Here is a 14,022-nt window from a genome sequence, read left to right as displayed (position 1 = left end):
CTTGGCCGAACGGTCGGCAGAACCGACTACATAGATGGTGGTACCAGTTGGCTCCCAAAGCAGTGGTGACCGGCGCGAGCAGCGGTATCGGTGCGGCGACCGTTCGCCGCCTGGTGAAGGACGGGTTCGACGTCGTAGGAGTGGCCAGACGCGCAGATCGGCTGCGCGCGCTCGAAGAAGAGACCGGAGCCCGGGGGGTGTCCGTGGACATCACCGACGAGCACGCGGTTCGGCGCTTCGCGGCAGAACTGGATACCTGTGACGTGCTGGTCAACAACGCCGGCGGGGCCCTTGGCGCGGACCCGGTAGCCGCCGCGTCCCCCGAGGACTGGCAGCGGATGTTCGCGGTCAACGTGCTCGGCACCCTGCGGGTGACCCAGGCATTGCTGCCCCTTCTCCGCGCCGGCGGCGGCGGAACGATCGTGACGGTCACCTCCACCGCCGCGTTCACCAATTACGACGGGGGAGGCGGATACAGCGCGGCCAAACATGCCGAACACGCGCTCGCCGAAACGCTGAGGCTGGAGCTCAACGGGGAGCCGGTCCGCGTCATCGAGGTCGCCCCGGGGATGGTGCGCACCGAGGAGTTCGCCGTCAACCGTCTGCGGGGCGACCGGGAGAAAGCCGCCGCCGTGTACGAGGGAGTCGATCGCCCACTGGGCGCCGAGGACGTCGCCGAGTGCGTCGCCCTGGTCGTCGGGCTACCAGCACACGTCAACGTCGACCACCTGGTGGTTAGGCCGTTGGCGCAGGCAGCCCAGCACAAACTGCACCGAGGCCCGCTGTTCGAGCCGTGACCGATCCCCTGCCCGGCGCCTCCCGGCAACGCCGGCGGGGACCCCGCCAACCGACCTTTGAGAATCGAGGGACGACCACCCGTGGCACTCCATCGCGACGAACTGACCCCCCAGATGCGGGAATACGACAGATTTGAAGATCCGAGCCAACGGAACTATCAGCCGTACCTGATGTACTTCCATCGGGCGAACTACTCCTCGCCGACGGTCAACACCGACCGGTCGGGGTTCCGGATCTCCGTGGGCCCCAACGGCGAACAGGCCTCTGCCAGCGGGAACGTGCCACCGGGACCGGTGCGTGTGCTGACCGGAAGCTCGACCGCGATGGGCTTCGGAACCACGAGCGACGCGCACACCCTGACCTCCCGGCTGTGGAGCCGTTACGCACCGTCCGCGCCCTGGCTCAACTTCGCGGGGCGCTGTTACAACTCCACGCAGGAGATGCTGCTCTTCACGCTGTATCGCCATCAGTTGCCGGAGATCGACGAAGTCGTCCTCTTCTCCGGACTGAACGACCTGACCGTCGGCCGGCTTCCCGAATGGCAGCAGGGCGACAACGGCGCGTTCTTTTTCTGTGGCGAGTACTTCGAGCAGATGGATGATCTGCGCAAACGCAACCGTAAGAGCTCCAAGATCTTCGGTCGCCGCTCGGAGCAGACGCAGACCATCGCCACCCACGACGAGGTACAGCGCGACATTTCCAAGGTCGTCGACGCCGCGGCCGAACTGACGCTGAGGCACCTCGACACATGGCGTCGAGTGGCCGGACCGCAGACGCGAATCTCCTACGTCTTCCAGCCGATGTCCCTGTGGATGCGCAACGTCCACGCACCAGAGGAGCAACTCCTCTTCGACGAGATCGATCGCATCTCCAAGATGGGCACCTGGGAAGAGCTCTACGGCGACATCTCCACCAAGGAGGTCTCGCGCGCGTTCGCCGACGCGGTCCGGGTCGGCTGCGAGAAGAAGGACGTCCGGTTCTTCGACCTCAACCCCGTCGTCGCCGAGGCGATGGGCGAGAAGGACTGGATCTTCGTGGACCGGGCGCACTACACGGACAAGGGCAATGACCTGGTCGCCCGCATCCTCGCCGAAGAGCTCGGGCTCTCCTGACCCAACCTTCGCCCCACCCTGCACCCCCCAACACCCCGGAAAGGGGACTTCGGTATGGCCTTCCTACGAAAAATCGCGGACAAGTTGTTCCGGCGCAAGAAGAACCGGCGGAGGAAGAACCGCAGGAAGAACGACGCGTCGATCTACCCCATGTTCTAGAGCGGTTGCGACAGTCGGGGCTTCGTCCGACACAGGTCGGTCCACGGCGTGAGGTGAGGAAGGATGCAAGTGAACTCGGCAGTCAGCACGGCGACGGAGACCACTCCGAAGCCGGAGTGGTCGGATGACGACGGGTCGGCCATACGCACGCTGTACGCCTATTCCGCCGACCCGGAGGCGCGCTTCCCCGGTGGCAGGCTTGTGCGCGAAGTCCACGGCGAACTCCGTCGTCGGATTGTCGACGACCGTCCGCCTCTCGACGACCTCGTGCAGCAGACCGCCGACTGGGCGCTGGACGAGGGAGAGCGGTTTCGTGCGCTCGGCAGCCAGGTCGACGAGGACGGTGCCCGTCGGGTACTCATCCGCAGGGCGGTCCTGGGGTGCGCGCCGTTGTCCCTGGCCTCGGGGGCATGGCTGCAGTGGTTGAGCGCCCCCGGCAACGCCGACGACCCGCTCGTGCTGCGCATCCTCGCGTTGTACGCGTCCGATGTCGGTGTCGGGCACCCGGGGGCATCCAGGGGCAGCGCGTACCTGGAACTGCTGCGCAGGCTCAGGCTCTCCGAGAACGCCGTGCCACTCGCCCGGCTCACCGGGGACCAGCGCATCGCGGACGGCTGCTACCTGCTCCCGGCGCTGTTGATGGTCATGAGCCGGCGCCCGGACGACTTCCGCGGCGAGTTGCTGGGGGCGGACCTCTGCCTGCGCGCGGTAGGGCTGCTCCCCCCGCTCACGATGGTCCGGCAGACGCTGCCGGACGTGGCCGACTGGGCGGCCATCGACCCTTCGGCGATTCGCGGAGAGGACGACTCCTCCCCCTTCGAGGAGTGCCGCGCGGTGGTGGACGAGCTGGTCGAACTGGAGGGGGCAAAGGCGGAGGAAGCGGTCCGCCTCGGCTTCGCCTGGACCTTTGCCACCCTGCGGGACCACGTGAACGAGCTCCACACCGAACTGGAGGCGTCGTTCGATCCGGCCTACGACATGGTCGAACTGATGAGGCTGCGCGCCCGGGAAGGCGCGGTCTACCACCACCAGTTCGCACTCGAAGGACGTCCACTGGCGGCCTGGCTGCACGACGCCCGGACCGATCCGGGGCCGCTGCTGGAGGTCCTTGCCCGGAGCAGGCTGGTCAAGCCAGGGCGCTCCGAGGCGAGTTCGCTGGTCAAGGGATTGGTGAGCGAACGCGGCCCGATGTTTCGGGTGTTCTCGCCGGACGACCTGACCGTGATCCGTCGCTGGATCGACTCGCTCCCGGCAACCCCCGGGTCGAGTCCCGAGGCCGCAACCGGTGCCGCACCGGGCCGCGACCCGGACACATTGGTGTCGATCGCACGCGCGATCAAGGCCGGTCCGCTCTCCGAAGGCAGGGCACCGGCCGACCTGCGCGAGGCCTACCACCTCCTGATGGTCCGCACCGATACCCCGGCATTGCGCGCCTGGTGCCTGGAGTACGTGAACGGATGGTTGGCGCGGTCCCGGTACGGGCTGGACGGCGGGACCATGCCGCTCCCGAAAACCTGGGACCCGGCGGGACTGCGGCCGTGGCTCCAGGCCCAGCACGACCAGCACGGGGCCGAGTTCGAGGAGAACGCGGAGGTTCCGCTCCCCTCCCGCGAGGACGTCGTCGACGACACGGTGCAGACGGCACCGTTGACACTGATCGACGGGAGCTGGCTCCAGGGGTTCAGCGACTACGAACTGGCACCTTCGGAGATCGGCCACTCGCTTTTCGAGACGTACTGGGACGAACTCGGCAACGGCCAGGCCAGGATCAACCACCCGCTCATCTACCGCGAAGTGCTCAAGGAGATGGACGTCGACCTGCCCCCCACGGCCTCACCTGACTTCGGCCGGTGGTCGGGCTTCCGGGACGCGTCCTTCGAACTGCCCGTCTACTGGCTCTGCGTCGGTCGGTTTCCCCGAACGTTCCTGCCGGAAGTCCTGGGCCTGAACCTGGCCATGGAGCTGTCGGGGGTGGGCGGCACCTATCGCAGAGCCCGCCTGGCGCTGAAGAAGTACGGCTTCAACACGCGGTTCGTGGATATCCACAACACCATCGACAACGTCGCCACCGGTCATTCCGCGTGGGCGGCCGACGCGATCGACACCCTGCTCGCCGGCCTGCCCGAGTCCTTGGGGCCGGGAGCCAGACCGGAAATCTGGGAGCGGGTGCGGGTGGGATACCGGTCGCTCAATCCCCCCAGCGGTTTCGGCGCACGCTGGGCCGAGCGCCGGGGGCGGACCGGCCGGAAGCGCTCATGAGAGGCCCCTGGTGCCCGGCACCCCCACCACAACCGTGGGAACGCACGTCGATCCGCATCCCCACACGGCCGCGTGTGAACGCGGTCCCGCGTACGGCAAAGGAGCACGCCAGTGTCTGAGCTGGTTCTCGGCATCTCGGCCTTCTACCACGACAGCGCCGCCGCGCTGGTTTCCGGTGGCGTCCCCGTCGCCGCCGCCCAGGAGGAGCGTTTCAGTCGCAAGCGCCACGACTCCTCCTTTCCCACCCAGGCCGTGGAGTACTGCCTGGACGAGGCCGGCGTGAGTTTTGCCGACATCTCCGCGGTCGCCTACTACGAAGACCCGAGGCTCAAATTCCGCAGGGTGCTGGCCACTTTCGCGGGCGCGGCCCCGACGGCCTTCCCCTCCTTCCGCGACACCTTGCCCAGTTGGGTGTCCGGCAAAGGAAAACGGCACACGGACCAGACCGTGCGCAGGGAACTCCAGGCCCTCGATCGGGGGCGGGTGCCCCAGGTCCTGGTGCGGCGCCACCACGAGTCGCATGCGGCATCGGCGTTCTTTCCGAGTCCCTACGAATCGGCCGCGGTCCTGTGCGTCGACGGGGTCGGGGAGTGGGCGACCACGACCCTGTGGCACGGCCGCGGAACCGACCTGAAAGCTGTGGCGGAACTGCGGTTCCCGCACTCCCTGGGCATGTTGTACTCCGCGTTCACCTATTTCTGCGGGTTCAAGGTCGACTCCGGCGAGTACAAGTTGATGGGGCTGGCACCGTACGGGAAACCCCGGTACGCCGATCTCATCCGGGACACGCTGATCGACATCAAGCCCGACGGGACCTTCCGTCTGGACATGCGCTACTTCGACTACCTGCGCGGTCAGGTGATGACCGGAAAGGGGTTCGAGAAGCTCTTCAAAGGGCCGCGGCGCACTCCCGAGGGCAAGCTCACCGAACGCGAGTTCGATCTGGCAGCCTCCGTGCAGGAGGTCACCGAGGAGGTGATGCTCCGGCTGGCCAGAACGGCGCGCGACCGGACGGGTGAGTCCACGCTCTGTCTGGCCGGTGGAGTGGCGCTCAACTGTGTGGCCAACGGAAAGATCATCGACGCGTCGATCTTCGACGAGGTCTGGGTCCAACCCGCGGCCGGCGACGCCGGAGGCGCGCTGGGGGCGGCCTACGCCGTGACCATGGAACGCGGCGCATCACGCGACCACCTCGGGAGCGGGCACGACGCGATGTCGGGTTCCCTGCTGGGGCCGGCTTTCGACGACGACGAGATCGCCGCGTACCTGGAGGCCAACAGCATTCCGCATCGGCGTCTGGACGGCGGAGAGCTGGTGGAGCAGGCCGCGGCCGCGCTGGCCGAGAGCAAGATCGTCGGCTGGTTCCAAGGACGCATGGAGTTCGGGCCCCGGGCACTCGGTGCTCGCTCGATCCTCGGCGACCCCAGGGATCCCGCGATGCAGTCGGCGATGAACCTCAAGATCAAGTTTCGGGAGTCGTTTCGCCCCTTCGCGCCGGCCGTCCTCGCCGAGGACGCCAAGGACTACTTCGACCTGCGCCAGGAGAGTCCGTACATGCTGGTGGTCGCGCAGGTGGCGGCCGCCCAGCAGCGAGAGGTCGCCGAATCCGACGCCACGGGGCTGGACCTGTTGCGCGTACAGCGTTCCACCATCCCCGCCGTCACCCATGTCGACTCCTCTGCGCGCGTGCAGACCGTCGACGGACGGAGCAACCCCGAGTACCACCGGCTGCTCACCGCGTTCAAAGCGCGTACGGGTTGCCCCGTGCTGGTCAACACCTCGTTCAACGTCCGTGGCGAGCCGATCGTGAAATCCCCGCACGACGCCTACACCTGCTTCATGCGCACCGACATCGACATGCTCGCCATCGGCAGCTTCCTGCTGGACAAGAGCGAGCAGCCCGTCTGGTCGGAGGAGTCCGACTGGCGCGAGGAAATCCCACTCGACTGATTTCTCCCCTCTCCCGACGCAGAACGGAACGCCGTGCGGACCTTCCTGCTCTTCCTCTCCTACTACCTGGTGGTCACGCCCGTCGGCCTGCTCAGCCGGCTGGTCCGCGACCCCCTGTCGCGTCGGGCGAACCCGAACGCGACGACCTACTGGATTTCTTCGGAGAACCGCTGAGCCCGTAACGGCAGGCGACTCCCAATCGGAGGCATCGATGGCCAATTTCCGCCGCATCGGCAGATACCGACTTGAGAACAGCGTTCGGGACCTTCTGGGAAAGGAGATCGCAGAGCGGGTCTCGTTGACCCGGCTCGACTCCGACATCGACGACACCATCCTTGCGGGGATCGGCGCGCACGCGCTGCGCCGTTACCTGCCCGGTGAGGTCCTGCACGGACTCGACGTGTTCACCGCGGCGGGAAGCCACGCGATCGTCCTGGGCAACCTGCCCATGCAGGACGACCTGCCCGCCACGCCGGTGGACGGGTTCGGCGACGAGATCGAGGTCGCCGTGTTGAACGCGGTCCACCTGGGCCTCATCCGGCTGCTGCACACCACCCCGTTCGCGGTCAGCTTCGAGAACGGCGGACGCCTGATCCGCAACGTGGTGCCCAACCCGACCGCTTCGGGGACGACCAGTTCCTGGGGGGCCGATTCGGAGTTCTTCTGGCACTCGGACAATCCCCACCAGCCGTTCGGCCCACCCGGTTCGGACCCACGCCCCTACGTGCCGCAATACCTGACGTTCCTGGCGGTGCGCAACGAGGAACGGGTGCCGACCGAACTCGCAGCGATCGAGGACGTGGTCGCCCGCCTGGACCAGACCACGCTCGACCGGCTGCTGGCCCACGAGTTCCAGGTCGGAGCACCCGACTCCAACGACGGAGACCTGACCCAGCCGCTCAAGGACACCCCGATTCTGGACTTCGACACCGACGGCCGTTACCGGGTGCGTTACGACCGCGGTACGGCAGCCGGAGCCACACCGGCCGCCGCGGAAGCACTCGAACGCTGGTACGAGGTGCTGCGCGGGATACCGGCGGAGGAGCTGGTATTGGAGCCGGGGGTGTTCATGGCGTTCGACAACCACCGGGTCCTGCACCGCAGGCGCGCGTTCACACCCGGCCCGGCTGCGGCCGCACGGTGGCTGCGCCGCTGCTACGCCGCCTGAGAGACAGGCCCCCACCAGGCACGGTCGTTTCATTCGACAACGGATCACCGAAGGAGAGACACATGGCGGGCAAGTACCGGGTGGCGGTCATCGGCGGTAGGCCGGCGCCGGTGACCAATGCCAAGGAGCTGGGTATCGATGTGGTGCTGGTCCACGAGGAGGGGGCCTACGAGGAGTCCGTCCTCAGGCACTGCGAACGAGTCGTGCACGCCCCGATCACCGACGGGCAGGCCGTCCTGGACGTGGTGAAACCGCTGCACGAGGAGCGTCCCTTCGACCGGGTGCTCACCACCACCGAGTTCGCCGGGGAGTCCACGGGGTTCGTGGTGGACGCGCTCGGCCTCCCGGGGGTCACCGAGGCCACGGCGCGTGCGCTCAAGGACAAGGTCCTGACCAGGGAACTGCTCGACCAGCACGGTCTGAGCCCGGTGCGCTACCGGCAGGTGAAGGACGTCGACGACGTCAAGGACTTCCTGGCCGAGGTCGGCGGCCGCATCATCGTCAAACCGGCCGACGGGGTGGCGAGCCTGCACGTTCACCCGGTCGACGGCGATGCCGACGCCGAACACGCATGGCAGGCGCTCCAGGACGCCGAGGTTGCCTCGGTGATCGCCGAGGAGTATCTGGACGGGCCCGTCGTCAGCGTGGACTCCTTCTCCCACGCGGGTCGACACCTGCCGATCGGTTATTCCGAGTACCGGATGAACGACAAGTACGTCGAGTGGGAGGTCAGCACGCCCAGCCGGGTTGCCGTCCCCCACCTCGACGCGCTGTTCGCGTTGACCCCCAAGCTGCTGGACGCGGTCGGGCTGACCGAGGGCCCCTCGCACAGTGAGTTCGTCCTGACCAAGGACGGCCCGCGGGTGTTGGAGTCCCATGCACGGCTTGCGGGCAGTGGCGCGCCCGAGCTGGTGCGCAGGGCGTTCGGAGTCAACCTGGACCGGATGTTCCTCACGGTTCCGCTCGGGATCGACACGCTGCCGGAGACCTCGCCCGCGCCGATCGGCGGTGCGGCGGTCCGGTTCTTCACCCCCGAACCGGGCACGGTCTCGGCCGTGGAGGTGGAGGACGGTGCGGCCGACGTCGTCCGAACGCTCCCCAAGGGCGAGGTCCCGCTTGTCTTCCTGCCGTACCTGCACGAGTTCACCGAGGTCGAGGTAGCCGCGGTGATCAGCAAGAACGTCGGGGACGTGGTGCCGCCGCTGCTGACCGTCGCCGACTGCGTGTCCGGATACGTGATGGCCTCCGGCACCGACGCGGCGGACGCCGTGGCCAAATGCGACCGGGCCAACGACAAGATCCACTTCCGAACGAGCTGAGCACCGGTCGGCCGGCGAGCCGGGGCCGTGAGCAGCGGCTCGCCGCAGACCGTGTCCGAGGAGAGGGACCTCATGAAATGGAACCGTCCGTGACCATGACCGGTACCGCCGTGGCGGTGGACTCCGTCACCCAACTGAAGATCGCCCACGGGCTCGTCTCGGAGCACTTCGACCCGGACGAGCCTCTCACCCGGGCGGCCCTGCACCTGATCGACTGCGCTGCCGACGTGGTCGGTCAGCTGCCGGCCGGTGACCTGGACGCGGCGCGGGAGGCACTCGGATCGGCCAGGGCAGCCGTCATCTCGGCGACCTATGCCGTACGCCGAATCCACGACTTCCCAAGAACGGAACAGGAATGAACCGGCACATCCTGGTCATCCATCGATGGCGCGACCGGCACGCGCTCTACGAGTGCTACATCGATCACGGCTCCCACCAGGTCACCTATGTGACGACCGGACTCGGGCTGGGGTCCGTTCCCGCAGGCGCGACCGCGGTCCGCGTCGTCCCGGCCACCGACGACCTCACCGAAGTGATGCAGGCGGTGGACGGACTGATCACCCGCTTCGGGCGCCCGGACCGGGTGATCGCCCTCAACGAGGGAGACCTCGACACCGCTGCCCTGGTACGGGAGCGGTTGGGGTGTGCGGGACAGGACACCGCCCAACTCGCCCGGTTCCGCGACAAACTGGTGATGGCCGAGACGGTCGCGGCGGCGGGTGTCGCGGTCCCCGGTTTCGCCGACGCTCCCGACGCGGCGACCGTTCACGCGTTCGCCGAGGCCCACGGCTGGCCGCTGATCGTCAAGCCACGGAAAGGGACGGCCAGTCGCGGAGTCCTCCGCCTCGACTCCGAGGCGGATCTGGCCCTGTTGAGGGACCGGCCAGTCGAGCCGCAACTGGTGCAGGAGTTCTGCGGCGAGGCTGTTTTCCACATCGACGGATTGTGGACCGGTGACCGGCTGGGCCCCTGGCGGGCGTCCCGGTACGTCAACACCTGTGTGGATTTCACCCGGGGGGAGGCTCTGGGATCAGTGGAGGTGGACGACGCAGAGCTCCTGCCGGCGCTGGGCGCGTTCACCGCAGCGGTAGCGGGTGCCCTGAGCGATGAGCCGTGGGTTTTTCACCTGGAGGTGTTCGTCGGCACCGCTCCTGACGGCAGCCCCCGGCTGTCCTTCCTGGAGGCCGGCTACCGGGTGGGCGGTGCGGAGATCCCGTTCCTGTGGCGGGAGGTGCACGGCATCGACCTGATGCACGCCGCTTTCGACATCCAGATCGGCCGTCGCCCCGACCTGCCCGTACCTGCCGGTTGGCGTACCGGCGGGTGGTTGCTGGTACCGACGCCGGTATCCGCTCCGTGCCGTGTCGTCGGCTGGGACCTGCCCGAACCGCCTGCCCACGGCGAGGGCCCGTACGCCCACGTGATTCCGGAGGAGGGGAAGGTGATCCCCAGGGTCGGCGGATACGAGTACGTCGGTGCCCGCTTCCGGTTCCAGGGCGATTCCAGCGGCGACGTCGAGAAGGCATTGGTCGGGACGGCTTCGCGGTTTCGCCTCGAATGCGTCGCGCACGAGCCGGTCGGTGCCGCGGGCCCCGGCCGGACGTGTGCGCTGTGAGGGAAGCGTTCACCCTTGCCGCACCGTCGGCCGGCATCGAGCACGGCTCGACCGCGGGCCGGCGGCGCAGTCCGATGGTCTCGCCCTTGTGCAAAATCACTCCGCGATGAGGTCGTCCGGTGCGGAGCGGGCGAGCCCGGCGAGGGTGGCCAGGGCACGCGACAGGGTTTCTGTGGGAGGCGAGGCAAGGCCCAAGCGGATGGCGTTCGGGGCCCGGAACCGGCCGACGGCGAAGGCCGCCGCCGGTGTGACGGCGATGCCGTACCGTGCGGCAGCGGCCACGAAAGTGTCGGCCCGCCACGGAGCGGGGAGTTCCCACCAGCAGTAGTAGGAGCGGGGGTCGCTGCGGACCGAGAAGCCCCCCAGGTGGTGGGCGGCGATTTCCTGACGTACGGCCGCCTCCCGTTGTTTGGCACTGACCACCGACTCCACGGCTCCGTCGGTCAGCCACCGGGTCGCAGCGTCCAGCGCGAAGCGCATCGGTGTCCACCCGCCGGAGTGCACCGCTGCGGCGACGCCCGACACGAGTGATGCGGGGACGACGGCGAACCCGACGGTCAGGCCGGGGGCGAGTCGCTTGGAGAGACTGTCGATGAGGACGGTGTGCTCGGGGGCCACTGCCGCCAGCGGCGGCAGGTCGTCGCGCAGGAACGACCAGATGGTGTCCTCGATCGCGGTGATGTCCAACCGCGTCAGCACGCCCGCGAGTTCGATCCTGCGTTCCAGCGGCATGCTGAGCGACAGAGGGTTGTGCAGTGTCGGTTGCAGGTAGATCGCCTTCAACGGGGCTTTGCGCGCGGCGGCCTCGACGGACGCGGGGACCAGCCCGAAATCGTCGACCTTCAGCGGGACGACGGTGACCCCGAGCCGACCGGCGATTGCTTTGAGGACCGGGTAGGTGAGTTCTTCGACTCCCAGTCGCGCACCCGGGGGGACCAGCGCGGCGATGGCCGCCGCGATCGCCTGGCGGCCGTTGCCGGCGAACAGCACCCGATCCGGGGCCGGGCGCCAGCCGTCGTGTGCGAGGAGGTCGGCCACCGCATCGCGGGCGACGGGGGTTCCGACCGCCCCGATGGGTCGCATGGACGATTCCAGCACGTCGGGGCGCAGCAGCGGGTTGATTCCTGCCGCGAGCAGACCCGACTGCTCGGGCACGACGGGGTAGTTGAGTTCGAGGTCGATCCTGCTGCCCGCGGGTTCGACGAGGGAGGGGCCGGGGCGCTCGGCGGCGGCCCGGACGAAGGTCCCGCGTCCGACCTCGCCGACCGTCAGTCCGCGGCGGGTCAGTTCCTTGTAGACGCGGGCAGCGGTGGAGTTGGCGATACCGCGCTGCCGGGCGAAGTCCCGCTGGGGAGGAAGGCGGTCCCCCGGTCGCAGCCGCCCGGCCGCGACCTCCGCGGCGACCGAATCGGCCACCTGCCGGTAGTCCTCCATCGCCGTCTCCGTCTCCGTGGGACGCCATCCCCTAAGGGGGTAAAAATACGTGCAATGGCAGCCAATCACAAAATTGATCCGAGATCAATATTGCTTATTGCACTTAGATTCGCTCCGGGATAGTTTCGACGAGAGCGGTCCGCCGTGACGTGACATCTCTTTTGCGACGTGACCGCGTATTTGCGCGGTTGTCGGGTCAACTGCAGGTCAATGGCAGAGAGAAGGCGACGGCAATGGTCGAACTGGCCGCGATCCTGGGCGTTGTGTCGGTCGCGCTCGGGATGGTGCTGTCCCCCGGGCCGAACATGATGTACCTCGTGTCGCGGAGCATCAGCCAGGGGCGCCGCGCCGGGATCATCTCGCTGGGCGGAGTCGCGGTCGGGTTCCTCGTCTACCTGGTGGGCACCAACCTCGGCCTGGCCGCGCTGTTCGCAGCGGCACCCCAACTCCTCACCGTCATCAGGATGGTCGGCGCCTTCTACCTGATGTGGCTCGCCTGGAACACCATCAAGCCCGGCGGAGTGTCGGTCTTCACGGTCCAGGACGTGCCCGAGGACCCCCCGCGCCGGCTCTTCATGATGGGCCTGATGACCAACCTGCTCAACCCGAAGATCGCCATCCTCTACATCTCCATCATCCCGCAGTTCATCGACCTGGAGAAAGGCAACGTACTGCTCCAGGGGATCCTCCTCGGCGGCGTCCAGATCCTGGTGGCCGTCTCGGTGAACCTGTCGATCGTGCTCGCCGCGGGCGCGATCGCGGGCTTCCTGGCACGCCGTCCCTCCTGGCTGAGGGTCCAGCGCATCGTCATGGGGAGCGTCCTCGGGGTGTTGGCCGTCATGCTCGCGTTCGACAACAGTGTGACGTCCACCTGACCCGGACCCGTCCGGCCCCGGCCCGCACCGTCCGTACGACGTTTCGGCTGATCTGTCCGCGTGGTCGGAACAGCTGGACGCGCTCATCGGTGGGGTCCGCACGGTCGCGCGCGGGAGCACGAGGTGCTGTTGCTGGTGGGGGAGGGGGTGTCCAACGCCGAGACCGCCACCGAACCCGTGATCGGTTATGAGATCGTCACAACCTACGTGTCGCGCATCCTCATCAAGCTCGACCTGCGCGACCGGGGCCAGGCGGTGGTGTTCGCCCACCGCACGGGCCTGGTCGGGCAGATCTGAGGGGGCGTCTTTCTCTGTAGAGCTACCATCGTCGTCCTCTCCGGAGCGATACGGCGGCACGGATCGGCTCCTATGCTGGCTCCGCCGGCGTGTCTCCGGCGTTTCGCGATCCGGGAAGTGGTTTCGACATGCCCCACGACACGAACAGGGAGCCCGCTCCCCGCCGGTTCAGGGAGGTGGCCGTGCGGCTGCTCCTGCTCCTGGTGGTGTTCGGCCTCCTGACCGCTCTCCTCTCCGGGGGCACGAGTGCGATGGGGGCCTCCGTCTGGGTGCTGCCGGTGGGGACGGCCGCCGCCGCGCTGGGACTGTGGGCCTACGCGGTCGCGGTCCGCCGCGTCGAGAAGAGGACCCCCGACGAGATCGGCCGTTCGGGTGCGGGTCGCGACCTGGTGCGCGGGACGCTGGTCGGGGCGGGGGTGTTCACCGCCGTCATCGCCACCATCGCCGTTTTCGGCGGGTACCGGATAACCGGGTGGGGGTCGTTCGAGGCGTTCCTCGCCGCCTGCGGTCTGATGGCGGTGGTGGCGGTCATGGAAGAACTGCTGTTCCGTGGGATCTTCTTCCGCATCGTCGAAACGGTCACCGGTACATGGGGAGCGCTGGCGGTCAGCGCGGTGTTCTTCGGCGCCCTGCACCTGGTGAACCCCAACGCCACGCTGTGGGGTGCGCTGGCCATCGCCTTGGAGGCAGGACTCATGCTCGGCGCCGCCTACGCGGCCACGCGCACTCTGTGGCTGCCCATCGGTATCCACTTCGGATGGAACGTCACGCAGGCCGGCGTCTTCGGCACGGCCGTCTCCGGGAGCGAGGACGCGTTCTCGGGGCTGTTCTCCTCGGAGAGCACCGGCCCCACCGCGATCACCGGAGGGGCCTTCGGCCCCGAGGCGAGCGTCTTCGCCGTCGTGTTCTGCGGCGCCGTCACCGTCTACCTGCTGCGGTCGGCGCACCGCAAGGGCCGCATCGTTCCGCGCCGGCGCTGACGGTCGGCTGCCGGACGGGGCATCTCCCCGTCCAACCGTCCCGCAACGGGGCAGCC

Annotated in this window: 12 protein-coding genes and 1 pseudogene; 12 read left to right on the top strand and 1 reads right to left on the bottom strand. The window is 68.2% G+C overall.

Going from position 1 to position 14,022, the window contains the following annotated elements; translation table 11 throughout:
- The first annotated feature begins 47 nt into the window (after positions 1–47).
- From QSJ59_RS20500 to QSJ59_RS20460, 9 genes are all read left to right on the top strand, one after another.
- Complete coding sequence (locus QSJ59_RS20500) at positions 48–797, top strand: SDR family oxidoreductase (RefSeq protein ID WP_285761348.1); 750 nt, start codon at positions 48–50, stop codon at positions 795–797.
- Between the two features lie 81 nt (positions 798–878).
- Entirely contained in the window at positions 879–1,910 is a 1,032-nt protein-coding gene (locus tag QSJ59_RS20495; protein WP_285761347.1) for an SGNH/GDSL hydrolase family protein, read from the top strand.
- Positions 1,911–2,138: 228 nt separating this feature from the next.
- Positions 2,139–4,328 carry an iron-containing redox enzyme family protein gene (locus QSJ59_RS20490; RefSeq protein WP_285761346.1) on the top strand — a complete coding sequence of 730 codons (2,190 nt, stop codon included), beginning with the start codon at positions 2,139–2,141 and terminating at the stop codon, positions 4,326–4,328.
- A 111-nt stretch (positions 4,329–4,439) separates the two neighbouring features.
- Positions 4,440–6,278, top strand: coding sequence for a carbamoyltransferase family protein (locus tag QSJ59_RS20485; protein ID WP_285761345.1), 1,839 nt, complete (start codon positions 4,440–4,442; stop codon positions 6,276–6,278).
- 33 nt (positions 6,279–6,311) lie between these two features.
- The gene (locus QSJ59_RS20480) at positions 6,312–6,452 is read left to right on the top strand and encodes a hypothetical protein (RefSeq protein ID WP_285761344.1); all 141 of its coding nucleotides are present in this window, start codon (positions 6,312–6,314) and stop codon (positions 6,450–6,452) included.
- Positions 6,453–6,489: 37 nt separating this feature from the next.
- Positions 6,490–7,446, top strand: a complete 957-nt coding sequence (locus QSJ59_RS20475; protein ID WP_285761343.1) for a TauD/TfdA family dioxygenase — start codon at positions 6,490–6,492, stop codon at positions 7,444–7,446.
- Positions 7,447–7,508: 62 nt separating this feature from the next.
- Positions 7,509–8,765 carry an ATP-grasp domain-containing protein gene (locus QSJ59_RS20470; protein WP_285761342.1) on the top strand — a complete coding sequence of 419 codons (1,257 nt, stop codon included), beginning with the start codon at positions 7,509–7,511 and terminating at the stop codon, positions 8,763–8,765.
- 77 nt (positions 8,766–8,842) lie between these two features.
- The gene (locus tag QSJ59_RS20465) at positions 8,843–9,124 is read left to right on the top strand and encodes a hypothetical protein (protein ID WP_285761341.1); all 282 of its coding nucleotides are present in this window, start codon (positions 8,843–8,845) and stop codon (positions 9,122–9,124) included.
- Positions 9,121–10,380, top strand: a complete 1,260-nt coding sequence (locus QSJ59_RS20460; RefSeq protein WP_285761340.1) for an ATP-grasp domain-containing protein — start codon at positions 9,121–9,123, stop codon at positions 10,378–10,380. The genes QSJ59_RS20465 and QSJ59_RS20460 overlap by 4 nt, the downstream gene beginning before the upstream one ends.
- Positions 10,381–10,476: 96 nt before the next feature.
- Here the strand turns inward: QSJ59_RS20460 and QSJ59_RS20455 are convergent, their stop codons facing one another.
- Entirely contained in the window at positions 10,477–11,814 is a 1,338-nt protein-coding gene (locus QSJ59_RS20455) for an aminotransferase-like domain-containing protein (protein WP_285761339.1), read from the bottom strand.
- Positions 11,815–12,047: 233 nt separating this feature from the next.
- Between QSJ59_RS20455 and QSJ59_RS20450 the strand changes: the two genes are divergently transcribed.
- From QSJ59_RS20450 to QSJ59_RS20440, 3 genes and pseudogenes are all read left to right on the top strand, one after another.
- Positions 12,048–12,689, top strand: a complete 642-nt coding sequence (locus QSJ59_RS20450) for a LysE family translocator (protein ID WP_285761338.1) — start codon at positions 12,048–12,050, stop codon at positions 12,687–12,689.
- A gap of 111 nt (positions 12,690–12,800) precedes the next feature.
- Positions 12,801–12,986 (top strand): annotated as a pseudogene (locus QSJ59_RS20445) (response regulator transcription factor); the annotation flags it as partial.
- Positions 12,987–13,114: 128 nt separating this feature from the next.
- Entirely contained in the window at positions 13,115–13,966 is an 852-nt protein-coding gene (locus tag QSJ59_RS20440; RefSeq protein ID WP_285761337.1) for a CPBP family intramembrane glutamic endopeptidase, read from the top strand.
- Positions 13,967–14,022 lie beyond the last annotated feature (56 nt).

Source organism: Nocardiopsis ansamitocini (assembly GCF_030268225.1).
GTDB lineage: Bacteria > Actinomycetota > Actinomycetes > Streptosporangiales > Streptosporangiaceae > Nocardiopsis_D > Nocardiopsis_D ansamitocini.
This window is presented reverse-complemented; position numbering and strand designations above follow the sequence as displayed.

What these genes read in the sequence shown, in the direction of transcription:
- QSJ59_RS20475 (WP_285761343.1), top strand. Translation starts at nt 6,490, where the DNA reads ATGGCCAATTTCCGCCGCATCGGCAGATACCGACTTGAGAACAGCGTT.
- QSJ59_RS20470 (WP_285761342.1), top strand. Translation starts at nt 7,509, where the DNA reads ATGGCGGGCAAGTACCGGGTGGCGGTCATCGGCGGTAGGCCGGCGCCG.
- QSJ59_RS20465 (WP_285761341.1), top strand. Translation starts at nt 8,843, where the DNA reads ATGGAACCGTCCGTGACCATGACCGGTACCGCCGTGGCGGTGGACTCC.
- QSJ59_RS20460 (WP_285761340.1), top strand. Translation starts at nt 9,121, where the DNA reads ATGAACCGGCACATCCTGGTCATCCATCGATGGCGCGACCGGCACGCG.
- QSJ59_RS20455 (WP_285761339.1), bottom strand. Translation starts at nt 11,814, where the DNA reads ATGGAGGACTACCGGCAGGTGGCCGATTCGGTCGCCGCGGAGGTCGCG.
- QSJ59_RS20450 (WP_285761338.1), top strand. Translation starts at nt 12,048, where the DNA reads ATGGTCGAACTGGCCGCGATCCTGGGCGTTGTGTCGGTCGCGCTCGGG.
- QSJ59_RS20440 (WP_285761337.1), top strand. Translation starts at nt 13,115, where the DNA reads ATGCCCCACGACACGAACAGGGAGCCCGCTCCCCGCCGGTTCAGGGAG.